Annotated in this window: 18 protein-coding genes; 3 read left to right on the plus strand and 15 right to left on the minus strand. The window is 57.5% G+C overall.

Going from position 1 to position 26,364, the window contains the following annotated elements; all coding sequences use genetic code 11:
* Position 1: 1 nt before the first annotated feature.
* From ABD720_RS07635 to aroC, 8 genes are all read right to left on the minus strand, one after another.
* A complete protein-coding gene (locus tag ABD720_RS07635; RefSeq protein ID WP_486303573.1) occupies positions 2-2,845 on the minus strand; it encodes a motility hub landmark protein FimV in 2,844 nt (947 codons plus the stop codon).
* A gap of 213 nt (positions 2,846-3,058) precedes the next feature.
* Complete coding sequence (gene asd / locus ABD720_RS07640; RefSeq protein ID WP_344762707.1) at positions 3,059-4,195, minus strand: aspartate-semialdehyde dehydrogenase; 1,137 nt, start codon at positions 4,193-4,195, stop codon at positions 3,059-3,061.
* 50 nt (positions 4,196-4,245) lie between these two features.
* Positions 4,246-5,316: a 3-isopropylmalate dehydrogenase gene (gene leuB, locus ABD720_RS07645; RefSeq protein ID WP_344762668.1), complete on the minus strand. Its 1,071-nt coding sequence runs from the start codon at positions 5,314-5,316 to the stop codon at positions 4,246-4,248.
* 54 nt (positions 5,317-5,370) lie between these two features.
* Positions 5,371-6,018, minus strand: coding sequence for a 3-isopropylmalate dehydratase small subunit (gene leuD, locus ABD720_RS07650; RefSeq protein ID WP_344762669.1), 648 nt, complete (start codon positions 6,016-6,018; stop codon positions 5,371-5,373).
* A gap of 105 nt (positions 6,019-6,123) precedes the next feature.
* Positions 6,124-6,249 (minus strand): entericidin A/B family lipoprotein, encoded by a 126-nt coding sequence (locus ABD720_RS07655; RefSeq protein ID WP_344762670.1) that lies wholly within the window; start codon positions 6,247-6,249, stop codon positions 6,124-6,126.
* Between the two features lie 27 nt (positions 6,250-6,276).
* Entirely contained in the window at positions 6,277-7,677 is a 1,401-nt protein-coding gene (gene leuC, locus ABD720_RS07660) for a 3-isopropylmalate dehydratase large subunit (protein ID WP_344762671.1), read from the minus strand.
* A gap of 108 nt (positions 7,678-7,785) precedes the next feature.
* Positions 7,786-8,610, minus strand: a complete 825-nt coding sequence (locus ABD720_RS07665; protein WP_344762672.1) for a M48 family metallopeptidase — start codon at positions 8,608-8,610, stop codon at positions 7,786-7,788.
* A 179-nt stretch (positions 8,611-8,789) separates the two neighbouring features.
* The gene (aroC, locus tag ABD720_RS07670) at positions 8,790-9,908 is read right to left on the minus strand and encodes a chorismate synthase (protein WP_344762673.1); all 1,119 of its coding nucleotides are present in this window, start codon (positions 9,906-9,908) and stop codon (positions 8,790-8,792) included.
* A 340-nt stretch (positions 9,909-10,248) separates the two neighbouring features.
* Here aroC and ABD720_RS07675 point away from each other — a divergent pair, with 340 nt between their 5' ends.
* Together ABD720_RS07675 and ABD720_RS07680 are read left to right on the plus strand one after the other, a co-directional pair.
* Positions 10,249-12,501, plus strand: coding sequence for a putative bifunctional diguanylate cyclase/phosphodiesterase (locus ABD720_RS07675; protein ID WP_344762674.1), 2,253 nt, complete (start codon positions 10,249-10,251; stop codon positions 12,499-12,501).
* The gene (locus tag ABD720_RS07680; RefSeq protein ID WP_344762675.1) at positions 12,488-15,802 is read left to right on the plus strand and encodes a PAS domain S-box protein; all 3,315 of its coding nucleotides are present in this window, start codon (positions 12,488-12,490) and stop codon (positions 15,800-15,802) included. The genes ABD720_RS07675 and ABD720_RS07680 overlap by 14 nt, the downstream gene beginning before the upstream one ends.
* On the opposite strand, the gene rraA is transcribed toward ABD720_RS07680, so the two are convergent.
* Positions 15,777-16,274, minus strand: a complete 498-nt coding sequence (gene rraA, locus ABD720_RS07685) for a ribonuclease E activity regulator RraA (RefSeq protein WP_344762676.1) — start codon at positions 16,272-16,274, stop codon at positions 15,777-15,779. The genes ABD720_RS07680 and rraA overlap by 26 nt on opposite strands.
* A 297-nt stretch (positions 16,275-16,571) precedes the next feature.
* Between rraA and ABD720_RS07690 the strand changes: the two genes are divergently transcribed.
* On the plus strand, positions 16,572-18,353 hold the full coding sequence (locus tag ABD720_RS07690) for a GGDEF domain-containing protein (RefSeq protein WP_344762677.1): 1,782 nt from the start codon (positions 16,572-16,574) through the stop codon (positions 18,351-18,353).
* 1 nt (position 18,354) lies between these two features.
* Here the strand turns inward: ABD720_RS07690 and ABD720_RS07695 are convergent, their stop codons facing one another.
* The 6 genes from ABD720_RS07695 to pilV form a co-directional block, all read right to left on the minus strand.
* Positions 18,355-19,047, minus strand: a complete 693-nt coding sequence (locus tag ABD720_RS07695) for an energy transducer TonB (RefSeq protein ID WP_344762678.1) — start codon at positions 19,045-19,047, stop codon at positions 18,355-18,357.
* A gap of 24 nt (positions 19,048-19,071) precedes the next feature.
* Positions 19,072-19,446, minus strand: coding sequence for a type IV pilin protein (locus tag ABD720_RS07700; RefSeq protein ID WP_344762679.1), 375 nt, complete (start codon positions 19,444-19,446; stop codon positions 19,072-19,074).
* 144 nt (positions 19,447-19,590) lie between these two features.
* Positions 19,591-24,366 carry a pilus assembly protein gene (locus tag ABD720_RS07705; RefSeq protein WP_344762680.1) on the minus strand — a complete coding sequence of 1,592 codons (4,776 nt, stop codon included), beginning with the start codon at positions 24,364-24,366 and terminating at the stop codon, positions 19,591-19,593.
* 35 nt (positions 24,367-24,401) lie between these two features.
* Positions 24,402-25,043, minus strand: a complete 642-nt coding sequence (locus ABD720_RS07710; RefSeq protein WP_344762681.1) for a pilus assembly PilX family protein — start codon at positions 25,041-25,043, stop codon at positions 24,402-24,404.
* A 2-nt stretch (positions 25,044-25,045) separates the two neighbouring features.
* Complete coding sequence (locus ABD720_RS07715; protein ID WP_344762682.1) at positions 25,046-25,867, minus strand: PilW family protein; 822 nt, start codon at positions 25,865-25,867, stop codon at positions 25,046-25,048.
* Positions 25,864-26,358, minus strand: coding sequence for a type IV pilus modification protein PilV (gene pilV, locus ABD720_RS07720; protein ID WP_344762683.1), 495 nt, complete (start codon positions 26,356-26,358; stop codon positions 25,864-25,866). Before pilV ends, ABD720_RS07715 begins: the two co-directional genes overlap by 4 nt.
* Between the last annotated feature and the right edge of the window lie 6 nt (positions 26,359-26,364).

Below are 26,364 nucleotides of genomic sequence, written 5' to 3' on the forward strand. Positions count from 1 at the left end.
ATCAGGCGAGTTTGTCCATCATGGTACGCGCCTGCGCTACCTGCTCGTTGGAGCCACCCTTAATCACTTCATCCAGCAACTCGCGTGCACCTTCTTTGTCACCGATTTCTTCGTAAGCAATCGCCAGATCGAGCTTGGTCGCCATTTCAGGTGCGTTTGACAGATCATCATCAAGCACCAGCGTATCGCCACCTTCCAGCGACAGCGAAAGATCATCACTTCGTCGATCTCGGGCAACCGCCTCCGGTTCGAGATCAAGACTGATACCGGACAAATCAAAGTCCAGTGGATCAGAGGTCGAAGCCGCAACTTTCTTGCCAGACGTCGCTTCAGGCGAAGCAGTCAGCTCTTCTGCTGAAGAATGCTCGGGAGGGCCATCAAGTGCGATATCACTGACATCACGGCCGGCGTGATTGCTCCCGACAGCCGAAGGCGTACCAAGATCACGTTGATCGATATCGAGTTCCGGCACCATTTCTGCCCCACTGTCGGTTGTCGCCAGCGGTGACTCGTCAAAATCAAGCGAGAACTCGTCATCGGTTTTCAGTTCCGGCAAGTCGGGCTCTCCGGGTGCGGCAAGAACGACTGCTTTGATTTCCTGCGCTCCCATTCCATCCAGATCGAAATCCAGACCATCGTCCTCGATGCTGTTGATGGTATCCATGACGGATTTACCTGTTGCCGTATTCGGCTCGGATGGCGTATCCAGTGCAGTCTTGACGGTCGGTAACTCCGGCTCACTACCGATTGCTTCCGGTGTCGTTTCGGGTTCGTACATCGCCGTCGGCTGGGTCATCGACAATAGGCCTTCCAGATCCAGATCGTCCATCGGTCGGGTCTGTGCCGTCAGACCGGTCGCAAGGAGTGCCGACACGTCGGGCGCCTTGCCTCCGGCATACAACGGATTGTTCGGATCCAGTGCAATCCCCATGGATGCCGCTTCTTCCCACTCCCGACCCTCGCCTTTGGTCATCCCGTAAAGCTCACTGGCCATCAGCTCAAATGCAGCGAGGTCCTTACGGCTGGCATAAATTTCGAGTAACTTCAAACGGACCGCATTGTGCTCTGGCTGGGTACGCAGTGCTTCCTTCAGAATTTCCTCGGCCTGTGCGTCGCGTCCGTAAGCAATATACACATCGGCCTCGGCGATCGGATCAACCTCGTTAGCATTGAGCTGGCTGGCCGACGGCGCAAAGTTGGAGTTGAACACGCTGTTATTCGTATCGACGCTTTGTCCGCCGGTCGACCCGAATAACGAATTTGCTTTCAGGTTGGAGTCAGTCAGGATGCTGTCTTCGAACTGCTGAGTTTTTTTCTTGCGGCGCGAACTGAATATGCTGAACGCGCCTAATCCGACCAGCACCAGGCCCAGACCGGGTAACAAAAGCGAACTATTGACCAGACTATCAATGAAACCGGGTTCGGCGGTAGCAGGCACAGCGGCGGGAGCTGGCGGTTTGATTGCAGGGCTACCTGGCGCCGGCACGGAAGGTACGACCTTCGCGGCCTCAGGAACAACAGCGGCAATGACCGGAGGTACGACGACCACTGGCGGCTCAACTTTTTTGGGTTCGCTGACCGGAGCGGCAGTCGCAGCGGGTACGGCAGGCAATGGTGCTTTCGCCGCACTGTCTGCTTTCCTCTGTTGTTCCGCCAGATCCTTGTTTTTCAACTCCAGCAGCTTCTGGAGATCGTTAACATTCTTCTCAAGTTCCTTGACTCGGCTGTTTGCCTCGGCAATTGCCTTGTCTTTGGCAATATTGTCCTCAGCCTGAGCAGCATTTGCAGTCATGGCAGCCGATGCCGTCGGCTCCGAGGCTTTTGACAATTTCAGCTTGTCTTTCGACTCGGTAGCAGCCGACTTCGGCTCTTCGACTTTAGAGGTAATCGCCCCGCCCGCATTGCGCTTTGCGTCGCTGGTTCTGGCCGCGGCTGTAGCAGCAACCTGACCAGCGAGCTTGTTGCGATAGCTGCTGAAATCCAGTGCCTGAGCCACCACGATACCCTTGGCTTCCGATGCGCTGATGCCGAGGGCGGCATCGGCTGTCGGAATAGTCAAAATCTGGCCGGCACGCATGCGGTTCATGTTGTCATCAGTGAATGCTGACGGATTCGCCCGGTACAGCGCGACCAGCATCTGATCAAGAGACACACCTGCCGGACGCACCTGATTGGCAATCCTGGCGAGTGAGTCACCCGACTTGACCAGGTAGGATTTATCACTGGCTGGCGATGCGGTACCGGATGATTTGTCTTTTGGTGCCCGCCCTGCGGCCTGGACAGGTGTAGCGATCGACGGCTTGGGCTCCTGCTCAACGCGTACGGGCGCCGGGCTTGTGACCGGCTTTGCAACTTGTGCAGCATTGGCCGACGCTGCTGCCGCCGCCGCCGCTGCCACCTGTGCATTGCGGACTTCTACAGGATCAAGCAAAAATGTGTACTCACGGACCAGCCGACCATTGCTGCTACCCAGTTCCAGCAACATGTCGACATAGGGTTCGTTGATCGGCTGTGCCGAAGTGACGCGAATGAATTGCCTGCCTCCACGTTGCTCGATGCCGAAACGGACATTGAACAATGCGGGATTGAAGTCGATGTTGGCCTGTTTGAATGCGTCGGCGGGAGCCAGCTTGGCAACCAGTGAATCGGCTTCGTCCTTGGTGACCGATGTCAGTTCGATCTCAGCGTTGAGTGGTTGACCGAGTGACGAAAAAATCGTCAACCGCCCTAATCCTGCTCCCCAGGAACTTGACACCAGAGTGGTCGCAAGCACCGCAGCACTAAGTGCTTTCAAGCTGAACGTGGTCAACTGCGAAGAAGTACGTGGACGCATTTTAAGTGGCATAAGTTAACATTCCGTTGGCGCAATCCGTGCAGTGCACAAACCGTCACTATTTATCATTGTCCTGAGGAACTTTTAACATAGCATCAGGTAGTTGCCCGTGCAAGAACAACTACCTGATGCACTCCTGTAAAAGCCTCGCCCCAATCAACATCTCCGCAGCAACTGCCAAATGCTGCCAAAAGGCAACAAACAGCCAACCGAACCGGGTAGCCCTCAGCGATCCAGAATGATCCGCAACATTCTCCGAAGCGGCTCCGCTGCACCCCACAACAATTGGTCGCCAACAGTAAATGCCGACAGATATTCAGGCCCCATTTCCAGCTTGCGCAAGCGTCCGACCGGAATTGTCATGCTGCCGGTCACGGCCGCCGGAGTCAGATCCTGCATGGATGCTTCGCGCGTGTTGGGAACCACTTTCACCCACTGGTTACTACTCGCGATGATCTGGCTAATCTCATCCAGTGGCACATCTTTCTTGAGTTTGATCGTCAGCGCCTGAGAATGACAACGCATCGCACCCACCCGGACGCACAACCCGTCCATAGGGATGACCGGTTGGGCATCGCTGCCAAACCCTGGTCCGCGACCGAGTATCTTGTTGGTCTCCGCGCCGGCTTTCCATTCTTCTTTCGACATGCCGTTGCCAAGATCCTTATCGATCCAGGGAATCAGGTTGCCTGCCAGCGGCACGCCGAATTGTTTCGTTTCATCCGCATTCATCGCATGCTGTCTTGCCAGTACCTTGCGGTCGATTTCCAGAATTGCCGATGCAGGGTCATCGAGCAAGGCCTTGACGTCGGCATTGATCGATCCGAACTGGGTCAGCAACTCACGCATGTGCTGCGCCCCGCCACCCGATGCTGCCTGGTACGTCATCGAGCTGACCCAGTCAATCAGGTTATGCTCGAACAGGCCACCCAGCCCCATCAACATGCATGACACAGTGCAGTTTCCACCAATGTAGTTCTTAATCCCACGTTGCAAGCTGTCCTTGATCACATTCAGGTTGACTGGATCAAGCACGATGATGGCATCGTCATTCATGCGCAAGGTCGACGCAGCGTCGATCCAGTAGCCGTTCCATCCGGCTGCGCGCAACTTCGGGAATACGTCACTGGTGTAGTCGCCACCCTGGCAAGTAATGATGATGTCGCATTTTTTTAATGCCGCGATATCGGTGGCGTCTTTCAGCGTTGTCTCGTTACGTGCGAGCGCAGGCGCGGCGCCACCGGAATTGGACGTCGAAAAGAATACCGGCTCGATATGGTCAAAGTCACCCTCCTGCTGCATGCGTTGCATCAGTACGGAACCCACCATGCCACGCCATCCCACCAAGCCTACAAGTTTCATCATCATTTCCTAAACGTAAGGCGGAACATCCCCGCGATATTTGACATAAATCAATTAAGTGCTTCAACGACAGCGTCGCCCATCGCTCGCGTGCCTACTAAGGTAGTGCCAGCCTCGTAAATGTCGGCTGTACGCAACCCTCGGGCAAGGACTGACTTGACTGCGGCATCGATGCGATCGGCTTGCTCGGGCTTGTTCAGCGAGAACCGCAGCATCATTGCTGCCGACAGAATAGTGGCTAGCGGATTGGCAATGCCCTTGCCGGCAATGTCGGGAGCGGAGCCGTGTGACGGTTCGTACAAGCCCTTGTTATTGGCATCCAATGAAGCCGATGGCAGCATGCCGATCGATCCGGTCAGCATTGCGGCTGCGTCGGACAAGATGTCACCGAACATGTTTCCGGTAACGATGACATCGAATTTTTTGGGAGCACGCACCAGTTGCATCGCCGCGTTGTCGACGTACATGTGATCAAGTGCGACATCCGGATATTCCTGATGGACCTCGGTGACGATGTCTTTCCAGAACTGGAACGTTTCCAGCACATTGGCCTTGTCGACACTGGTGAGTCGCTTGCTGCGTTTCCGCGCGGCCTGGAATGCAACATGGGCAATCCGGCGGATTTCGGTTTCGGCGTAGCGCATGGTGTCGAACCCTTCGCGCTCGCCCTTGAACGGTCCGTCCGGCGCCAGTCGCACGCCGCGTGGATGGCCGAAATAAATATCCCCGGTCAGTTCACGGATGATCAGGATATCCAGCCCGGACACCACTTCCGGCTTCAGCGTCGAGGCACCAGCCAATTCCGGGTACAGGATCGCCGGACGGAAATTGGCAAACAGGTTCAGGTTCTTGCGCAAGCCGAGTATGGCCTGCTCGGGACGCAGCGGGCGCTCCAGCGTATCGTATTTCCAGTCGCCGACGGCACCGAACAGGATGGCATCGGCATCTTTGGCCAACTGCAGTGTCGCGTCCGGCAACGGGTGACCGGATGCCTCGTAACCGGCGCCGCCGACCGGCGCGGTTTCCATCTCGAACTGTTCGCCCAATGCTTGCAGAACGCGAACGGCTTCGGCGACGATTTCCGGGCCAATGCCATCACCGGGGAGAATTGCGATTTTCATAATATCCTGGAAAAAATTGCGACCGGGCTCAAGCCGGTCGCAGGAAAAAACACATCAAATCCCGTTGGCAAGCCACGGATTGTTCGCCAGATGACGCTCTTCAAAGGCGTGAATCTTGTCTGCTTGCTGCAACGTCAGGCCAATGTCATCAAGACCGTTGAGCAAACAATACTTGCGGAAAGTGTCGACCTCGAACGGGTAGGACGCGCTGCCGTTGATCGTACTGACCAGTTGCTTGTCGAGGTCGATCACCAGACGAAATCCGGGAAAGGCACGCACTTCATCGAACAGATGGTCGATCTGCGACTCGGTCAGCACGATCGGCAACAAGCCGTTCTTGAAGCAGTTATTGAAAAAAATATCCGCAAAACTGGGCGCAATGATCGCTCTGAATCCATATTGATCCAGCGCCCAGGGGGCATGCTCGCGCGACGAGCCACAACCAAAGTTTTTCCGGGTTAGGAGAATGGATGCGCCCTTGTACCGCGGCTGGTTCAGGACGAATTCCGGATTCAGGGGCCGATGGCTATTGTCGCGGCCAGGTTCGCCGTGATCGAGATAGCGCCATTCGTCGAACAGATTCGGGCCAAAGCCGGTACGCTGTATCGATTTCAGGAATTGCTTGGGAATGATCGCGTCGGTATCGACGTTGGCCCGGTCCAGTGGTGCAACCAGTCCGTCATGCAGGTTAAATTTATTCATGCGAAGTCAACTTGAAATCACGTTCGTTGATAGTCAGGAACGTGGCTGCTGCCGGCGCTGCGATGAACGGCAGCGATCGGTAGCCGGTGAAAGAACATCCGGAGATTAGCGGGAGGCACCTTGAACTTTTTCGCCAACGCGCTCGACATCCTTGCCGATACCGTTGATGGTATTGCAACCAGTGAGCAGAAAACCTGCGATAACCAGCAACAGCGCGACAGTTTTTTTCATTGAAGTTTCCCTGTTTTCAAAGTCGATTTATAAAGTACGGACGTCAACGAAGTGTCCTGCAATGCCTGCTGCTGCGGCCATCGCAGGGCTGACAAGATGGGTACGTCCACCCGCGCCTTGTCGTCCTTCAAAATTACGGTTCGAGGTCGACGCACAACGCTCGCCCGGCTCCAGCCGGTCGGCATTCATGGCCAGGCACATCGAACAGCCCGGTTCGCGCCATTCGAAACCGGCGTCACGGAAAATCTTGTCGAGGCCTTCGCGTTCCGCCTGTTCCTTGACCAGCCCCGAACCGGGAACCACCATCGCCAATCGCACATTCGAGGCGCGGAACTTGCCACGCACCACCGACGCCGCCGCACGCAAATCTTCGATGCGGGAATTGGTGCATGAACCAATGAAGACCTTGTCAATCCGGATGTCAGCGATTGCGGTATTGGGTGTGAGCGCCATGTAGGCCAGCGCCTTCTCCATCGAGTCGCGCTTGGTCGGGTCCTTTTCCTTGTCGGGGTCCGGTACCCGGTCATCGATGGCCACGACCATTTCCGGTGAAGTACCCCAGGTGACTTGCGGCTTGACCTGACTGGCATCAAGTGTGACCACCAGATCGAAACGCGCACCGGCATCCGAATGCAGCGCACGCCAGGACGTCACGGCACGATCCCAATGGGGACCGGCTGGCGAGTAAGGCCGGCCTTTGACGTAGTCGATGGTGGTGTCGTCGACGGCAATCATGCCGGCGCGAGCCCCCGCTTCGATGGCCATATTGCACACGGTCATCCGGCCTTCCATCGACAGCGAGCGTATGGTACTGCCGGCAAATTCAATCGCGTAGCCATTGCCGCCAGCAGTACCGATCTTGCCGATCACGGCCAGCACGATGTCCTTGGCGGTGACACCTTTTGGCAAGGCACCGTCGATCTGCACCAGCATCGCCTTGGATTTTTTGGTCAGCAGGGTCTGGGTCGCGAGCACATGTTCGACTTCCGATGTACCGATACCATGAGCGAGGCAACCAAAGGCGCCATGAGTAGAGGTATGAGAGTCACCACACACCACGGTCATGCCGGGCAGCGTGGCACCTTGTTCGGGACCGATCACGTGGACGATGCCCTGGCGCCGATCGCTCATGCCGAAATAGGTCAGGCCATAGGTTTTTGCATTCGCATCGAGCGTCTCGACCTGCAGTCGCGAGGTCGGATCAGCGATGCCGTTGGCGCGATCGGTGGTCGGCACATTGTGGTCGGCGACAGCCAGGTTGGCCGATAGGCGCCAAGGCTGGCGTCCGGCCAGCTTCAGACCTTCGAACGCCTGCGGACTGGTGACTTCGTGGACCAGATGGCGGTCGATATACAGGATGGTCGTGCCGTCGCTGGCGGTATCGACCACATGCGATTCCCAGAGTTTGTCGTAGAGTGTTTGAGCCATGGCCAGCGCGAACCGTTTTTCGGTGCCGCGTCGTCTAAAAAATCGGACTTCGATTATGCCATAGTTGCGTAGTGCAACCCGGGCAAAACCGGCCCCGGCTGCGCCCGCTCAGGGACGCTGGCGCGCTTGCTGATATAGCGGTGCCACCCGTTGCGCGTAATCACCGAGATCGCGCATCCGGTCGCTGCGCGAGGGATGGGTCGACAGGAATTTAGGCGGCTCGCCTGCACCGACCTGCCCCATTTTTTGCCAGAGACTGATGGCAGCTTCCGGGTTGTAACCGGCACGCGCTGCCAACTCGACGCCCATGCGGTCGGCTTCGGTTTCATGCGCGCGCGAATTGGGCAAGCCGAGCAAGCCCATGTAGGCGTATTCCATCCCTTTCTGGCCGAGGTCGCCCGCACCCAGCGCCGCTGACAGGACTGAAATCCCGAGCCCTGCGACGGCCTGTTCCGATGCCCGCTCGCGCGCATGTTCGCGCAGGGCATGGGCAATTTCATGACCCATCACGGCAGCCAGTTCATCGTCGGTAACCTGCAGCTTCTCGATCAAGCCGGTATAGACGGCAATCTTCCCACCCGGCATGCACCAGGCGTTGACTTCGGGCGAACTGATGACATTGACCTCCCATTTCCAGGAGCGTGCATCCGGCCGGAATACCGACGTCTGTGCCACCAGCCGGTCGGCGATCGTCCGGACGCGCGCGGTCTGTGTGGCCTGACGGTTGAGCGTGCCCTTTTGCCGTTCGGCGGCCATCAATTCCGCGTACTGGGTTTGTGCCGATTGATTCATTGCAGCCGAAGAAACCGCCATGCGCTGTTCGCGCTGAATGCCGACCACTCCACCCTGCGTGGTCTGCACGGTTTCACATCCTCCCAGTGCAACTACCAGCGACAGCAGAAAAAGTTTTCGATGAAACGTTTGCAAAATCATGACGTACTCTTCCCTGGAATTGCCTGAAAAACGACGGTCCGCACGCACTGGACAGCGCGCACTCAAATGATCCCAAACTGGCGGCAGCGCAAAGGCACCATTAACTCCGGACCAAATACTGGCATGCGAAGCGAGCCCCGAACATCACAAAAGCTAACGTTGCAACTTCACAAGACCACTCAGTCCGTTGTTGCCGCACGATCGATAACCGCAGGAATGGCTGGCAGCGAGACGCGCACATCACCACACTGGGCTCGGTGGCGCAACGCATGGTCCATCAGCACCAGCGCCAGCATGGCTTCCGCGATCGGCGTCGCGCGGATGCCGACGCACGGATCGTGCCGACCGAAGGTCTCCACCTTGATCGGCTGTCCCGCTTTATCGATCGAATCACGGGGGGTACGAATCGACGAGGTGGGCTTGATGGCGATCGATGCGGTGATTGCCTGCCCGGTCGAGATACCGCCGAGCACACCGCCGGCATTGTTGCTGCGAAATCCCTGCGGCGTCAGCTCGTCGCCATGCTCGGTGCCCTTCTGCGCCACCGACTTGAAGCCGGCGCCAATCTCGATACCCTTGACCGCATTGATACCCATCAAGGCATAGGCGATTTCGGCATCGAGCTTGTCGTAAATTGGCTCGCCCAGTCCCACCGGGACATTTTCGGCCACGACCTCGATGCGGGCGCCGCACGAATCCCCTGCCTTGCGCAACGCGTCCATATAGGCTTCCAGCGTCGGCAGCATCGTCGTGTTAGCAGCAAAAAACGGATTGTGTGCGACATGATCCCAGGACTCGAACGGAATCACGATGTCGCCCAACTGGCTCATGCACCCGCGAAAAACCGTACCGTATTGCTCGAACAGCCACTTTTTTGCGATGGCTGCCGCACCCACCACGGGCGCAGTCAGGCGCGCCGAGGAACGGCCACCGCCACGCGGATCGCGGATGCCGTATTTCTGGAAATAGGTGTAGTCGGCGTGCCCGGGACGAAAGGTCTCGGTAATGTTGCCGTAGTCCTTGCTGCGCTGGTCTTCATTGCGAATAAGGAGGGCGATCGGCGTTCCCGTGGTGCGGCCCTCATAAACACCGGACAGGATTTCAACGGTGTCTGATTCCATGCGCTGCGTGACATGGCGCGACGTGCCCGGCTTGCGCCGGTCGAGCTCCGGCTGGATGTCGGCCTCCGACAGCAGCAGACCTGGCGGGCAGCCGTCGATGACGCAGCCAATTGCCGGACCGTGTGACTCCCCGAACGTGGTGACTGTGAATAGCGTACCAAATGTATTGCCGGACATAAACGATAGCGGTGGAGTGAATGAAAGCAGATTTTAGCAGCCAGTACAGGCAACGCCCAAAAATCTACTAAAAAGTAATAGACCATTGATTACAAAGTATTAATTGGTCACAGATTCGCTTCTCAACGACCTGAAAATATTTCGGTCGGCATAGTAAGTTCGATAGGTAACGCCCGTTAAATCGGTTAAATTCTCGACAGATCACAAAAAACACGACATATAGCGTGCCACATGCGATTAAAGTAGATAAATTGTCAACATCTTTACGGTTAGCTGAATGCCCGACTAACAGAACGACATTCTCACTTGAAAAATCCTCTGAATTTTCGGAACTATCACTATGACCGAACCAATCTCGCCAATTGAAGATGTGATCGTCTTCATGGATGAGGATGTCGCTTCGGATGACCACGGCGTGGCAGCGCCCACCCGTCCCGTCTGGCGCATCCTGATCATCGACGATGATCACGACGTGCACACCGCCACCACCTTCGCACTCGGCAACATCGTTATGCAAGGGCGACCGCTCGAATTCATGCATGCGTATTCCGCGACGCAAGCCCGCGCGCTGTTGACGAAGCAATCCAACATCGCAGACGACATCGCCGTGATCCTGCTCGATGTGGTGATGGAACAGGAAGACGCCGGCTTGCAGCTGGTGCAGTTCATCCGCGATGACTGTGGCATGCAGGACGTGCGCATTATTTTGCGCACCGGGCAACCGGGATATGCACCTGAAATGCATGCCATCAGCGATTACGACATCAACGACTACAAGACCAAATCCGAACTCACCCGCGTCAAGCTGTTCACCACCATGACAGCAGCGTTGCGCTCCTACGCCCAGATACGCGCCATCAGCGCCGGGACTCGCGGGCTCGACCAGATCATCAGTGCCAGTGCCCATCTGATGGCAGCGAAAGGCATGCGCAATTTTTCGGATCGCGTGATGCTGCAGATCGGATTGCTGATCGACCAGCCGTCGACGGGGTTTGCCTGCCTGCGCGAACATCGCACCGAACGCCAGCAGGATTTCGTGCTGGTGGCAGGAGATGCCGGTTATCACTCCCTGATCGGCCGGACTGCTGCAGACTTGCCCGACGCAACGCAGCGCGACACCGTCATGCTCGCTGCAAACAGCCGTCGTAACGTGACTGCAGACACCTTCTGTGCACTGTATTCGGGTACGACGAGTTGTGATTTCGTGGTGCACGTCGATTTACAGGTGCCGCTGACCAGTCAGCAATGCCAGCTGCTGGCGGTGTTTTCCTGCAGCCTGGCAGTGTGTGTCGACAACATGCTGCTGACCGAGCGCCTGCATGACGTGGCGTTTTACGATCCGCTGTGCAAGCTGCCCAATCGGGCACGACTGGTCAATCTGCTGGACGACACGCTCTCCGCCAGCACCAACGAGGACATCACCCTGGCCCTGATCGACATCGATCACTTTGCCGAAACCAACGATGCCTTTGGTCACCAGTTCGGCGACTTGCTCTTGCTGGCCGTTGCAACACGACTGCGCTCTTCGCTGGACCAGCAACTGGTCGTGGCACGCGTCGGTGGTGACACGTTTTGCCTGATCGGTACTGACGAACAAGTCAATCCTGCACTGATTCTTGATCTCTTCGCCACGCCATTCAGTGTTGACGGGGAAGCTGTACCGTTGACGGCGACCGTTGGTCTGGTAAGTCTTACAGAGTATTCAGGCACAGGCACCGATGCGCTCAAGGATGCCGACATCGCCCTCAAGCGGGCCAAGACCCGTCAGCGTTCGGGCCACTGCTATTTCTCGCGCAACATGGGCGTCGATATTCGTGGGCGCGTACGCATGATGCATGCGCTGCGTACCGCGTTCGAACAACGCAAACTGACATTGGTCTACCAGCCGCAAATCAATCTATCGACCCGCAAGGTCGTCGGTGCCGAAGCGCTGCTGCGCTGGTGTGGCGATGACGGACAATTCATCCGTCCTGACGTCTTTATTCCGATTGCCGAAAATTCCGGTCTGATCATCGAACTGGGTGCCTGGGTATTACGTACCGCTTGTGAGCAGCTGGTCGAGCTGCGGGCCCGGGGGTTTGTTGACTTCATGATGTCAGTGAACGTCTCGCAAGTGCAGTTCCGGCATCCGCAATTCCTGACCATGCTGCGGCTGGCGCTGGAACAGACCGGTGCGCCAGCGGAATTCGTCGAACTCGAAATCACCGAGTCGGTGGCGATGGATGATCCCGCGCTATTGATCACGACGCTAGACCAGATCAAACTGATCGGCATGAGCATCGCCATCGACGACTTCGGCACCGGCTTTTCGTCACTCAGTTATCTGCAGCAATTGAAGGTGGACCGCCTGAAAATCGACCGTGCTTTCGTCAACGAAATTACCGATGCCAAACGCGGCAGCAGCATCGCCGAAATGATCATCCAGCTGGGTCATAACCTGGATCTGACCGTCATCGCCGAAGGGGTCGAAGACGAACGCCAGGCGGACATCCTGACCCGCCTCGGCTGTCCGCTGGCGCAGGGATACCTGTTTGCCCGACCGATGGCGCCGGAGTTGCTGCCTGGCTGGCTGCAGCAGCATGACAGAAACTGACGACGCCCTGCCGGGCAAGCCGCGCTTTCTGACCCTGCAGCGCGCCATCGTCCTGACGATCGTTATTGGCCTGCTCGTTCCTGCGCTGCTGATCAACGGATTGTCGTGGTTGCGGCGGTCCGATGTCCAAATCAAATCGCGCACCAACACCATGCTGCGACAGAACGCGGACCTGCTGTCGCATGGCATGCAGGTGCCACTGCGCAACGGCGACCGCGACGGCGCCACCGACCTGCTTAACGTCATGCTGCGAGACGACGACATCATCAGCATCAGCGTCCTCGACAGCACATCGACGCCGTTCGTGTCCGGTGCCCACACGGAACGCCGGGTCGGTTATTCCGCGTCACTGAGTCAGCCGATCAGCTATCGCGATACCATGATTGGCACGCTGCGCGTCGAAGTCTCCAGCAGCCGCCTGCAAAAAACTCTCACCGCCGACATGATGCAGTCGCTATTCGCCCTGCTGGCACAGCTGGGCCTGTCGGTACTGATGATCCTGCTGCTGCTGGAAAGCCGCCTGTTACGACCGCTGCGTCAGCTCGGGCTGGATACCTCACGTTTGGCGCGCGGCAAGCTCGATGTACCGTTCCACTGGCAACGACTGGATGAAATCGGACAGTTCAGCAAGCGGCTGGAGCACACCCGTATCGGGTTGCGCAGCCTGTTTGATGAACTGGCGCGCAAGAATCTCGAACTGGAAAGTGACATCGAAAAACGCCGTAGCATCGAAGATGAACTGTACGAACGCGAAGCACGTTTTCGGGTGCTGGTCGAATACAGCCCGATCGCCATCATCGAATGGGACCTGAATTTTTGCGTGATCGAATGGAACACGGCAGCCGAGCAGATTTTTGGCTACACCCGGCAACAGGCTCTGGGTCAGCATGCCAGCTTCATCATCCCGACATTGTCGCGTTCCGAAGTCAACGCCATCTTCGACCGCCTGATGACTGGCAGTGGTGGCGACCGCAGCATCAGTCGCAATATCCGGGCGGATGGCCAACGCATCATTTGCCAATGGCGCAATGCCCACATTACAACGCAGTCAAACCAGGGTGCCCGCCTGCTCTCGATGGCAGAGGACGTCACCGAAAAACAGCGCGCAAAAGAAGCACAGGACTTTTCGGAAGCGAAGTTTATCGGCGCCTTCGAAGGCAACCCGGACTCGACCTCGATTGCCCGGCTCAGCGACGGCATGATGAGCGACGTCAATTCGACCTTCGAGCGACTTACCGGATATAGCCGCGCGGAAGCGGTGGGCAAAACCACGCTGGACCTCGGCATCTGGCACAAGCCCGAAGAACGCTACGCACTACTGAAGCAGCTGGCCGAAGACTCCGCCAATACCGTACGGGATTACTCTTGGGACCTGCACACCCGGGATGGCTCGATACGCACTTGCCTGCTCAATGCCAACCTGTTCTCGGTCAGTGGCGAAACCTACATGATGGCGGTGATTCGCGATGTCACCGACCAGCGTCTCATGGAGGCACAAAAAGCCGAGGTAGATCGGGCACTGTTGCGCCTGGCGCAGGGCACGCAGGAATTTGCCGGCGCCGCCTTTTTCGACTTGCTTGTGGCCGATCTGGCAGCAGCGCTGCGCACGGATCATGCCTTCATCGCGTTACGGGCACCGGACGATCCCGACAGCATCACCACGCTGGCCTACCAGGCGCATGGGCAGGCGGTTCCAAAGTGCGTTTTTGCGATCTCCGACACGCCTTGCGAGCAAGTCTTGCGAGGCAATATCATGCTGTTTCCGCAGGCGCTACAGGCGCAGTTTCCGACCGATGTGCTTTTAGTGTCAATGAACTGTGAAAGTTACGCCGGTGCCCCTATCCGCGATGCCGATGGCACGATTATCGGCGTTCTGTCGGTGGCCGATTCGCAGTCGTTTGGCAATCCCGATCTGGTCAGGTCGCTGCTGCAAATTTTCAGTGAGCGAGCATCCGCCGAACTACAGCGCAGACAGACAGAACTGGCCTTGCGCAACAGCGAGCAGCGCTTCGCCGCGATCTTCCATTCGTCACCGGTGTCGATAGCGCTGTCGCGCTTCGGCGGCGATTATCGACTGCTGGATGTCAATGAGGCCTTTGAACGTCTATACCGGCGCAGCCGCCTGGACGTTCTTGATGAACCGGTTGACTCTCTGGCGATGCATGTCGATATCGCGGATCGCAATCGTATCGTTGACAGCCTTGCGCAACATGGGCGGATCGAACGCTTCCAGTCATGGATGATCCGTGGCGATGGCAGCAAAACGCTGGTGCAGACATCCGGTAGCGTGTTTGATCTGGCGGGGCAGCAGCTACTCATTCTGACAGCAGAAGACGTGACAGAGATTGATGAAATAAAAACCCGGCTGCTTGATCTCAACAGTACGCTGGAAGTGCGGGTCATCGAACGCACCGAGGCGCTGCGCACCGCCAATCTGGAACTGGCCTCGGCACTTCAGACCCTGCACCAGGCCCAGGACGAACTGGTGCGTAGCGAAAAACTGGCCGCGCTCGGTGCACTGGTGGCCGGCATTGCCCATGAACTGAATACGCCGATAGGCAATTGCGTCATGGTGGCCAGTACTCTGGCCGATCGGACCCGCGAATTCGGCCCCGAAAGCCGCAGCGGCCTGACCCATTCGGCCCTCGCCAGCTTCCTCAGCGACACCCAGAAAGCCAGCGACATCCTGGTGCGCAACCTGGAGCGCGCGGCAGATCTGGTAACCAGTTTCAAACAGGTTGCGATGGACCAGACCAGCTCGCAGCGCCGCCGCTTCTCACTGGCCGAAACAACCGCTGAAATGATCGTGTCGCTATCACCAACGATTCGTAAAACCGCCATCCGGATACAGCAGCACATTCCGGCAACGCTACAGATGGATAGCTATCCGGGTCCGCTGGGACAAGTGTTGAGCAACCTGATCAACAATGCATTGCTACACGGCTTCGATGGACATAGCGACGGCGTGGTGGACATTACTGCGCTGTGCGTCAACGAGAACTGGATTGAATTGATGGTGTCCGATGACGGCGCGGGCATTCCCGCAGCCAATCTGGATCGCATCTTCGATCCCTTCTTCACCACCAAACTTGGCGCTGGCGGTTCCGGACTGGGCTTGCACATCACGCACAATCTCGTGACAGGGATACTCGGTGGTCGTATTCAGGTACGGAGCCAGTGCGGTGCGGTTGGCAGCGGCACGACCTTCATACTGACGCTTCCCATGACAGCACCGCACACAGAGCGCGATAACGTCACCGGACCCGCGACCGACATCACCGGACAAGCTGCTCCCGACTGACCAGCACACCATCGGCATCGGCATAGATCCAGTCACCGGGTCGCACCATGACGCCGGCGATCACGACGTTCAGCCCGGTCTCGCCGGCGCCTTTGCGGTGACTGCGTTGCGGATGGGCAGCCAGAGCACGAATACCGACAGCACAGGCGTTCAATTCATCGACGTCACGGATGCAGCCATGCACCAGGATGCCACTCCAGCCATTTTTTTCGGCCAGCTTGCCGAGATTTCCACCGACCAGCGCGCAACGCAGACTGCCGCCGCCATCGACCACCAGAACCCGGCCCAGTCCGGGCGTCTCCAGAAGGGTGCGAACGAGGACATTGTCTTCAAATAGTTTGAGCGTGGCCGCAGGTCCGCTGAACTGGCGATGCAGTCCATAGCTCTGGAACAGGGGTGGCAGTACCGTCAGGTCGCCAACGCCAAGCTTGTCTTCGTTGGCATCGCATACATCACAGGTAGAAAAAAGCATGTCATTCCTTTTTTTTGGTGGCGTCACTCTGCGCACATACGGAGTGGGTACACGGACACTAACCCGTGCGCCAGGTGCGCAGGCTTGCTACTTCGTGTGCAAATCCGATGGGCACCGGAAATGATCGGGCAACTATCGGTAATCTGACGCCGAGATCGACAAATTACTCCAAGTCAACGCCATTCTTGAACTATTATATCCACGCGTTTTACGTGGTTCAGATCGGCGAATCGTACCGTCTCGGTAAGTGCCGAATAAAAACTTACTAGCAACACCCCTCAGACAGGAGCCGCAGCAGTGGGCGACAACGAGCAACTGGATATCGCAGAGATCGATCGATTGAACCGCAAGGCGTTGTCCTGCCTTGCGTCGAATCGTGCCGAGACAAATCGCCTTGCGACCCTGTCGATGAACGCTGCCTCAAGGATCAGTTACCAGCGCGGCATCGCTCACGCACAATTGAATTTGCTCTCCGTGTTGTTCCACTCGGGCGAATATGACAAGTCCGAAGCCATGTGCACGCCACTGCCGGCGATGTTCAAGAGCTTGAACGATCCGGAAGGCGGCATGACTGCGGCAGTTTGCCTGGGGGCGATTGCCACACGGCGCGGCGACTTTGCCAGTTCAGCCAGCCACCTTGAAAGTGCGCGACAGCTGGCCAGCCAGATCCCGGATTCACTGAACAAATTTTCGCTCTACAACCGACTTGGGATCGACGCGCTGAGCCGAGGCGATATCAGCGCTGGACCGCGCAACTTCCTGCTGGCGCTGGATATCGCCGAACGCTTTGGCACCGCCTCGCACCGGGTCAACATGCTGTCGAACCTGGCCTCTTGCCAGCATGACCTGAGCAATGATGAAGATGCCATTCCGCTGCTGGTCGAAGCCCTAGAAATCATTCACAACGAGCACCTTTTTGCACAGCAACCACTGGTCTCGGGCAACCTGGCCATGTGCCTGCTGGCCACCGGCAAGGTCGCAGAAGCACTGCAGGTCATCACACCATTCTTCAATGTCGCCGATATGGATATCGACGACAAGGCATTCATCTACAGCATCGGAGCGCATGCCTCGATCTTGCTGAAAAATCTGGACCGCGCAAAAAGTCTGCTCGACCAGGCCCATGAGTTTGCCCTGATCGGCGACAACTACGAAGAGCAAATGCACGCCTGGCTGGTACGCGGCATGCTGGACATGGCAGCCGGCCGGGTGCGCGTTGCACTGGTGTCGCTGAACCACGCACGCGCGCTGCTCAGCTACACCCGCAATCCGTTTTATCAGCAGCAGATTTTCAAGGGACTGGCGACGATCCATGCGCGACTCGGCAAATGGAAAAATGCCTACACCTATCTTGAGCAGTACCAGGGACATGTCGAGGTCAGCAACAAGTCCGCGCACGACTCCCGGCTGCTGATGCGCCATCTCGAATCGGAGATGAAAACCTTGAAAGAAGAACGTGACATCGCGCTTGAAAAGCACGCCGCGCGCGAAGCGGAGAACCAGAAACTGGAAGTGCTCAACAAGGAATTAACCCACCAGATCGACCACGTCAATGCGCTGCAAAGTTCGCTGCAGGAACAAGCTATTCGTGATCACTTGACCGGCCTGTACAACCGGCGCCATTTTGAAACCTGTCTGAACGCTGTACTGGAAGAATCGGGCGGAAAGTTTCCGGTTGCGGTGGTCATCCTCGATCTGGATTTTTTCAAGCGGGTCAATGATACGTATGGCCATCCGTTTGGTGATGACGTGCTGATTCGCTTCGCACGACTGATGGAAAGCAACCTGCGCGGCTCCGACATGTTATGCCGCTATGGCGGTGAAGAATTCTGCATGTTGTTGCGCGACATGAACAGCGACATGGCGACAAACAAAATGACGGCCATTGCCGAGAGCTACCGTGAACTGGTGGTTGAACGAGGCGGGCAGACGCTCACTGGCTTCACGTTTTCGGCAGGCATCGCCGAATATCCGCAGCACGGTCTGACCCGCAATGAGCTGTTGATGCGCGCTGACACGGCGCTGTATTGCGCCAAGCTGGCGGGCCGCAACCGGTCGATGGTGGCAACCGGGGACTGAATCAATCCATCCGGATAACCGTGCTATCCGCCACCGCATAGACAAGCTCGACCAGCATTCTGGCCGCCACCGGATGTCCTTCCAGTAGCGCCGGATCAAACGTGATGGTGCCCAGCGCACCGAGTGCCGAATCGGCAAATCCCGGCGTGGCATCCAGAGCGCGCAATGCGTCGATACAACCGTTCGCACCGATCAGCACTTCCACCACCACGCGACCACCGGCACGGCGCGCAAACGCTTCCTGCGGATACACCGGCACCAGTTCCTGGCGCGCGCGAGGGCGTCTTTCAACCAGCACTGCATCAAGGTATCCTGCCGGCGCTACCGTCCCGGGGACGACTGCCTGCGCAAGAGGCGCCTGGTCGAGGCCGATCTGATCAGCAAATATTTCGCGCATGTCGATCACTGGCGTGGCCGTCGGCGGGCTGGTTACCGTCACCGCCGGAGATCGGTGATGCGATGCAGGCTGGTGCGGAGCGGTGGCCGAACGTTGCGACAGTGGCACCGCTGGCGGGGCTGCTGAAAACTCCGGCGTCGTTGCAGGCAATACCGCAAATGCAGGCGAACTTGCCGCAATGACCACGACCGCTGGCGTCACTGGCGCCGGCACGGTGTTCAACATCAACCACGGCACCGCGTGCACTGCGATCGCACCAAGCGAGGATAACCAGTAGCGTGCAAAACAAGGTCGCATCACATCAGGCATCCCGCACCAGTACTACCAGCAATCGGCCACGGTACCGGTACCCGAAAACCCTTTTGTACCCAGATGGTCATACGTCAGATTCGCGCATTTGGCATCCGTGATGAATGGTGTCGCCGTGATCAGGAAGGTGTCTGCCACCGGGATTGTAATGACGATGGTGTACTTGGTACTGGGGGCAGCCAGCGTTGTGACATAGGCGTTGTTCATCGTGTAGTAGCGCTCCAGCTGCGCAGAGGTTTGCAGGATGGCCGATCGGCCCTCGGCACGCCTGGACTTGGCGACTTGCTCGACATAGGAGGGGTAGGCGATCGCTGAAAGAATTGCCACGATCGCCACCGTCACCATCAGTTCGATCAGCGTAAAGCCACCCTCGGATCGTCTTGTCATCACTGCGCTCCCACCATGAAATCAATATACAAAACGTGCACCATCACGGCGAATTGCCCGCACACACCAGACAGGACGTTCACAGTGCCCGGCACGTCGAGCGGAGGTGCAAGAGACCATCGCTCACGATCAGATTGAAAAAAATCAACGCATGATCTCGCGCCAAGACAGGCGACCGCTTGAGCTGGCAGCGTTCTCCAGCACGCTCTCGGTGCCACCTTTGGATCCGGACAGGATCTTGTACTCACGCTTTGGTTCGCCTTTGATGATGGTCGGAGCGGAAGGAATACCGATACTGGAACGCCGTCCACTGACCGGGATTTTTGCGCTGGTGTCATTCACGGCCAGAAAATCACCGACCGTGAATTCCTTGTTGTTGTCGACATCGAATGGTGTTACCGAGAGCCGGCTACCACTGACTGCATCGAGCTCCATCAGCCAGCCGCCACCGCCGTAATCACAAGGCGTGGTTGACGGAATCAGCGTTGAGAAGATCACCCGACCGGCCCGGATGGCCGGATTGAAAATGACCCGTTCACCTTGCGGCAGCGTCGACGACGGCGTCTGCAGATCCAGATACCAGCCTTTCTGGGTCGTGTAGTTCACCAGGTTGTTCGAGGTCAGGCGATAGCTGATCTTGGAGGCGGCAGTAACCTCGGCCAGCATGGTCTGCTGCTGGAGGACAGAACGGGTGATCGCCGGTGATGGCGCAGCACTGCCATCCTGGTCCCAAATGCCGTAGAAGGTTTGCGTCGCGAGGTCGCTGGTGTCGCTCACCTGCAGATAGCGGCCCGTGCCGAATGTCACGACATAGCCACCAACCGGATTACGGATGAGGTCGGGTGCCGACGTGATGGGCTGAACCACACCATTGGCCGAGGTGGCCGTAAACAGTCGCTCGGCACGCCCCCAGCTAGCGGGATCGGCGCCACCCAATTTGAATTTCCAGACATTCCCGGCCAGGTCACCCGCATAGACGGCGTCGACCATGCCGTTACCATCGACATCGACCGGCAGCGGCTCCGACAAGCCATTCGGCGTGCCGGGAGTGCCGACCATGCCGTCGGCGGTGTCTGCTGACAGTTTCAGGTAATCGACGCCAATCTCCCAGGTTTGTTTCCCGACGGCGCGGTCCAGAAAGACAATGTACAAAAATGCCTTGCCACTCGACTGGTTGTTATAGCCATTGCCGAACACCGCCGCCCAGCGGCCGTTGGCCATTTTCACGATCGATGGCTGACCGAAGGTATAGCCAAGATCGGCATCGACCGCATCCGTAAATTCCCACTGGACGATGTTGGCAGCCTGTGCATCGGTTGCGCTGAAACTGGACGGATCAGTCACGTCCAGCGCAAACACGCTTTGCCCACCGCCTGCCAGCGTACCAACCAGGAAGGTTTTCCATGTGCCATTGACTTTCGCGTCACGCACCATCGGCGATCCGTCGACCATGTAGCGATGGGACGTGCCCTGCTCTGTCAACCCTGACAGAGTCGCCATCAGACGGGATGGAATGAATCCGAGTTTTTCACTGCCATCCGTCGCAGAAAAGCCATGCAGCATGCCATCGTTGCTGCCGACGTAGATCATCGGGATGCGATCGGCCTTTTCTTTGATAAACGCCGGGTAATCCGCATCCGGAAATCCACCATTGGGCGTGCCGACGTATTGGGGATTCGAATTGATGATGTCGCCCAGGATCGAGGTTTCGCGCGCACGGAACTGCCCGACTTCCGTACCCTCCTTGCTCTTGTCCCCGCGCAGCCAATTGACTCGCTGCTCGCCGAGGTTATCGTTGACCGACGTGAAATCGGTGTTCAGGGCGAGCTGGTACGACGGTGGCAATTTATCCCAGACGAAGGGGATACCCGCTTTGGTGAACTTGTTATAGGTCAGGATCACCCGCGAGGCTGGCGCTTTCGCGTTGAGCACCTGACCAGCGTCCCACTGCGCATCGGCGCTGATCATACCGGCCTGGTCAATGGCGAACGCCAGTAACTGACCGGACCAGTCAGAGGCATTGAAACGTGCCTGGTACACGTACGAGCTGGTGTTGAGCGACGCCGAATTGCTGGCAACGGAGGCCGACGACGCATTGGTCAAAATCGACCGGAATGCCTGCTGCAGAGAATTTTCCAGTGCCGCCGGGTTGGTGACAAAAAAGTAGTTATCGGGAATCCCGTCAGCACCGGATGTGCCGTTGGTGTTTTTCTTGTCCCACTCCCTTTTAAGGTCAGGCCTGCCGTTGTTATTCAGGTCAGTAAAGCCACCCCACTTCGCCGCGTAATACAGAGGATCGCGCAATTGCGATGCGCCATTGCCAGTGACCTGATAAGACGCGGTAGTTTTCGCTTGTCCGTTCTGACAGTTGTTACAGCCACCCGATGCATTTGTATTCGGACCCAATGGCGTCACGGACAAATTGGACGCATCGTTAAAATTGAACCCGTAGGCACCCGAGTGAAAATGCGGTCCGTCCTTGTCTGTTCCCGAAATGACATAGCCAAACCCTTGCTGGTTTAGTGACGATGCACCAACAACCGCTGTAGATACCTTCACTGTACTGCCCGAGACCGTATAACTGAGGATGCCCCACACATCCTGATCGAAGTCTCCTCCCTGGCTGGAATCTTCCCAATTGACATAAAACGACCCGGCATCGGCGGTTTGCGAAATGATTTTGAAATCAACGATGGTGCCAGAACTGTAGACGCCCCTGCCGCCAGCGTTAAGCCAATAGGCAGGCAAGAGCGTGACCTGCTTGCCATCAACGGTGATGTTGATCTTCGGTGTGCTGGTCGCCAGCTGAATACCGTAGGTCGCCACTTTCAATGATGTCTTGTCGCTTGCCGGAACCACGGCAGCGACAGGATTGGAAGCCGGACGTATCCGGTTGGTATGGGCGTACCAGGCAGCGCCGGCCATCTGGAAGGTGCCTTTCTGGGCGGGTCCTTCCGGACACAGACCGGTTGCGTCGCCGAGTGCTTGTATGGTCTTTGCGGTACACATGCCGTCACTGCTCGACCCGCTGTTTCCAACAAACCATTTATTCCCGTTGATCCCCTCTGCCTCGCCGATTTGGGTGGTCAGGTTTGCAGCGCTCAGCGTGCTGCCAAGATCGCTGAGCTTGTCCATCTGATCTCCGTCATAGGTCGACACACTGGGATTAAAGACCAGCGTGTTGAGTGACGAGCAGTAATTGGTCGGTGTGAGCGGATCGGTCCAGGTCGTGATGACTTCCAGTCCAAGGGCTGCGTCCTTGCTGCCTGACGAATAGACATAGCTGCTTGTTGGTTGTTTACCCGCAAAATAGCGCAGTGATTCAAGATAAATTTCCGACATCGGATTGCCCCAGCTGGAACATTTTCCTTCATTCGCAAAGTCTCCCTGATTACTGCCACCACCCGTTAGCACCAAGCCTGGCATTTGAAAAGTACAACCGTCGTTGTTGATGTACGTGCCTTCACCGTAGTCGTAGCCATAAATCCGCAGCTTGTTCATGGTGTAGACAATGCCTTTTTCTGCAGTGAATTTGCCGTTCGACGACGGCAGCGCTGCGTCAACTTCACTGGCAAAATCCTTCACGTCCTTGCGCAGGACGCCGCCAGAAATATTCTTTGAATAGCTGCCGGTCATCAGACCGAACTGGATCAGGTTGCTGTCACTATCACCGTAGGATTGCAGCAGGCCAACTGGTTTGAAGGTGCCATCGGGATACTGCTTGCACTTCTCACCCGTTTTTAGTCCATCCACGCAGACCTGTACCCGTGCAATGTATTCGCCGGTGGTGGCCGGGGCAGACAGCGCATTGAGGCCGCGTTCTGCGCGCCTGGGATTGTCCGCAGAAGCATCCAGCCCCGATATCAGCGGCACGTTGCCGTTCGAGGAACCAGCCGCGCCCTGAGTACCAGCCTTTTCTTCCGCCCAATTGCACTGCCAGCGTTCATTGGATGCCCACAATGCATAGTTGCCGCGCGCAACGCGAATCTGCGGCGCGGCCTTGTTCGATTGCGAATATCTGTTTGTCGCGCTAGTGTCATCCGGTGTGACGTTGCATAAAGTCAGCCCCGTGCGCGTCAGGTTTGTTACCTTCCAGTTGGAAAATGTTCCCGAGGCCTCTGCAGGAATGCCATTCTGCGCTACCTGGATTTTAAGTTCACCCGGTGTCTGGGATACCCATCCAATCATGTACATGCCGGCACTACCAGCGCCCGTCGCATCGAGACGAATCTGATCACCGAGCCGGAAATCGCTCCACGCCGTGGTTGTCGTGATTGTCTTCTCGCCGGGATTGATCGTCAGCGAGGAAAGGCTCGTCAGCGGCGTGCCGACGGTTTGCGCCACCGTGAAGGGCGTCAGTTTGTCCAGGTCGGCGCCGTTGTAATACTTGGCCCAGGCATGTGCATCCATCGGCTGGTAGGAGCGCTCCAGGACTGTTTCGGAGGTATCGGTAGAACGCATGCCACCGTACAGCAACTTGCGCACGGCATCCATGCGCGACATCGTCGCCCAGTTCAGGAAGTTACCGCTCCACTTGCCGGAGCAATAGTGGTTCCCGTCGGCTACCTTGGCTGGCTCGAAGCGTCCTTTGGTTCCCGAATAGTCATAGCAAATACCTGAATTGAAATAACCGTAGTACTCGACCGTGTTGGTGTACGTCGTCTGGACGACGCCATTGCCAAGCAGATCGGAATAGTCGTTGTAGGCCTTGAAGTAGAGTTGCTGATCCTTGGACATGTTAATCATGACCTGTGGCTTGACCGCCGTATTGGTGTACAGCGGCGCATTGGCGAGATTCAGCGGTGCGGCCCATGAAGGCAAGCACGCCGCCAATGCAATCGACACCAGCACCTGCGGGATGCAGCAACGAACATGGCACGGCGGGCAGGCAAGACGGGCAATTCGCGTAAAAATGGACATATGCGCTCCGGGACCGGATGGTCGAATTGAATGAATCATGGACGTATGGTTTCTTGCACCAGCACGCGTGTTCCTGCGTTCGCGCCGTACCCAATCGCGGTAATTCTGTACAGCCATTTTTGCGGAAGCCGTGCGCTCAGGCTGACACCGTTCAAATCGGGAAGAACCTCAATGAGGTAGCGCGGCTGTGCTGTCACCCCACCAGGAGTGGGTGCCATCTGCAGCTTCTGCGCATTCGACAGCAGAGTGAACTGGCCGTACTCGACCGAGCTATCGGGGTTTTCCAGATACACCTCCCAGACCTGCTTCTCCCCGGCTGCAGCAGGCAGGCACAAACCGCGCACCGTCTTGCAATCGGCAGTCGCACCGGTAGCGCCCTGGATGCGACTTGCCACGCTGACTGCCGGAGGAACCGCAATGTCCGGAGTGATGTCGCGACGGGCATCACGCAAGGCCGATTCGGCGGCAAAAAAAGCGATATTGCGATCCCGGCTGTTCCTGGCCATGCGCTCGTCGGTCCGGTTGATGACGGCCGCGCTCAGCCCCATCAATGTCAGGATCACCAGAAAAAGCAAGCCCATCAGCAAGGTCGAACCCTGTTCGCGCCGGCGCACATCGTGTGTCGTCGGGCGACGCGCGAGCGGCAACATCGACGACTGAAAAGAATGTTTTCTCATCATCAATCCAGTCGATTCCGCAGCGAGACAGAAAACGTGATGTGCTTCCGGATACGACCATCGTTGGCAGGCTTGAATACGCTGCCCGGATCGGACGCAGGCGCAACATTGCCCGAGGCATAGGTGTCGCCAAAATGATTGAAGACCGGCGCCGTCAGCCCTTTTGCTTCGTTGCCAGTGGTGCTGCGCAACACCACCGAGATGAGCAAGCTGGTGGCCTTGCTGCTGTCCGCCACGCCCTCGGGCTGGTAACTGAATCGCGCACCATCGCTATTGATGTCGACGGCGTACAGGAATTGCAGACTTTCTATGCCGCTGACGAGTGCAACCGCGCCGGCAGCCCCGCCGTTGTCACAAAACAAAGCCGGCTCATTCGTTGTCGCATCCAGTTGCACGGTATAGATTTGCGTGACCAGGGTATCGCGCCCGATGGCAGTTCCCCTGCAATCCGTGATGCTGCCGTCAGCGTTGCCGGAGGTGTCGGAGGCACCAAAAAACTGCAGGGTCAGTTCGTCACTGCCATTGAGTCCGGTATCGTTTCGCCCGGTAATGAACAGCTTGCTACCGGCTGCATTGGTGACAAATGACGCGGTCGCATTGATGTCGCGGTAGCCAGACAGCCGCACGTCACGGGTCAACACCTGCATCAGATAGCGTGCGTTTTCCTGGATACGCGATAGCGCGCCTTGCGTGTTGTAGGTCGCCCTTTGCGACAGGTAGAGACCGCTGATGGCAAGAATCACGACCAGCGAAATTGCAATCGAAATCATCACTTCGATCAACCCGAAGCCGTGCCTGCGGTGCCATGGTGTGCGTGTCTTCATGGCTGCAAACTCGTCACGAACTGACCCACGGCGCCGGAGCGCTCGTCCTTCCACCATATTTTGATCACATAGGGCGCACCGGCGACGTTGTCGCAGGCGGGCGCGGCGAGTGTGCCGTCGTTGGGGGTCGAATCAATGCAGATCGTTCCGCCTGCATTCTGGCCGAGTAATTCGGCAACGCTCTGGTTCCACATGTACACGCCCATGCTTGCGAGGTCCGCGCTGCTGCAGCCAGCGGTGGTCATACAGGCAGTCTTGGCTGTCGCCACTGGAAGATTGTAGCTATTGGCGGCCAGACCGGCCCGGTTCGACAGGACATGATCCGCCAGCGATGCCGCCTCGGCCGTGGCGATGGTACGCAGCGTGGCGCTCTGCGAGAAACGCAGCATCTGCAATTGCAGCCCCGCCAGCGCAAGCAGGCCGAATGCCAGAACCAGGATGGCAACCAGGACTTCGATCAGCGTAAATCCACGCTGCCGCGGTCGTTGCACGCAGTG

This window comes from Actimicrobium antarcticum (assembly GCF_039536745.1).
Taxonomy (GTDB): domain Bacteria; phylum Pseudomonadota; class Gammaproteobacteria; order Burkholderiales; family Burkholderiaceae_D; genus Actimicrobium; species Actimicrobium antarcticum.

Bases quoted from the DNA above. Each gene is read 5' to 3' on its own strand.
- ABD720_RS07700 (WP_344762679.1), bottom strand. From the start codon at position 19,446: ATGACAAGACGATCCGAGGGTGGCTTTACGCTGATCGAACTGATGGTG.
- ABD720_RS07695 (WP_344762678.1), bottom strand. From the start codon at position 19,047: ATGCGACCTTGTTTTGCACGCTACTGGTTATCCTCGCTTGGTGCGATC.
- ABD720_RS07655 (WP_344762670.1), bottom strand. From the start codon at position 6,249: ATGAAAAAAACTGTCGCGCTGTTGCTGGTTATCGCAGGTTTTCTGCTC.
- rraA (WP_344762676.1), bottom strand. From the start codon at position 16,274: ATGCTTTTTTCTACCTGTGATGTATGCGATGCCAACGAAGACAAGCTT.
- ABD720_RS07705 (WP_344762680.1), bottom strand. From the start codon at position 24,366: ATGTCCATTTTTACGCGAATTGCCCGTCTTGCCTGCCCGCCGTGCCAT.
- ABD720_RS07675 (WP_344762674.1), top strand. From the start codon at position 10,249: ATGACCGAACCAATCTCGCCAATTGAAGATGTGATCGTCTTCATGGAT.
- leuC (WP_344762671.1), bottom strand. From the start codon at position 7,677: ATGGCTCAAACACTCTACGACAAACTCTGGGAATCGCATGTGGTCGAT.
- leuD (WP_344762669.1), bottom strand. From the start codon at position 6,018: ATGAATAAATTTAACCTGCATGACGGACTGGTTGCACCACTGGACCGG.
- ABD720_RS07710 (WP_344762681.1), bottom strand. From the start codon at position 25,043: ATGAGAAAACATTCTTTTCAGTCGTCGATGTTGCCGCTCGCGCGTCGC.
- ABD720_RS07680 (WP_344762675.1), top strand. From the start codon at position 12,488: ATGACAGAAACTGACGACGCCCTGCCGGGCAAGCCGCGCTTTCTGACC.
- ABD720_RS07665 (WP_344762672.1), bottom strand. From the start codon at position 8,610: ATGATTTTGCAAACGTTTCATCGAAAACTTTTTCTGCTGTCGCTGGTA.
- asd (WP_344762707.1), bottom strand. From the start codon at position 4,195: ATGAAACTTGTAGGCTTGGTGGGATGGCGTGGCATGGTGGGTTCCGTA.
- ABD720_RS07715 (WP_344762682.1), bottom strand. From the start codon at position 25,867: ATGAAGACACGCACACCATGGCACCGCAGGCACGGCTTCGGGTTGATC.
- aroC (WP_344762673.1), bottom strand. From the start codon at position 9,908: ATGTCCGGCAATACATTTGGTACGCTATTCACAGTCACCACGTTCGGG.
- ABD720_RS07635 (WP_486303573.1), bottom strand. From the start codon at position 2,845: ATGCCACTTAAAATGCGTCCACGTACTTCTTCGCAGTTGACCACGTTC.
- leuB (WP_344762668.1), bottom strand. From the start codon at position 5,316: ATGAAAATCGCAATTCTCCCCGGTGATGGCATTGGCCCGGAAATCGTC.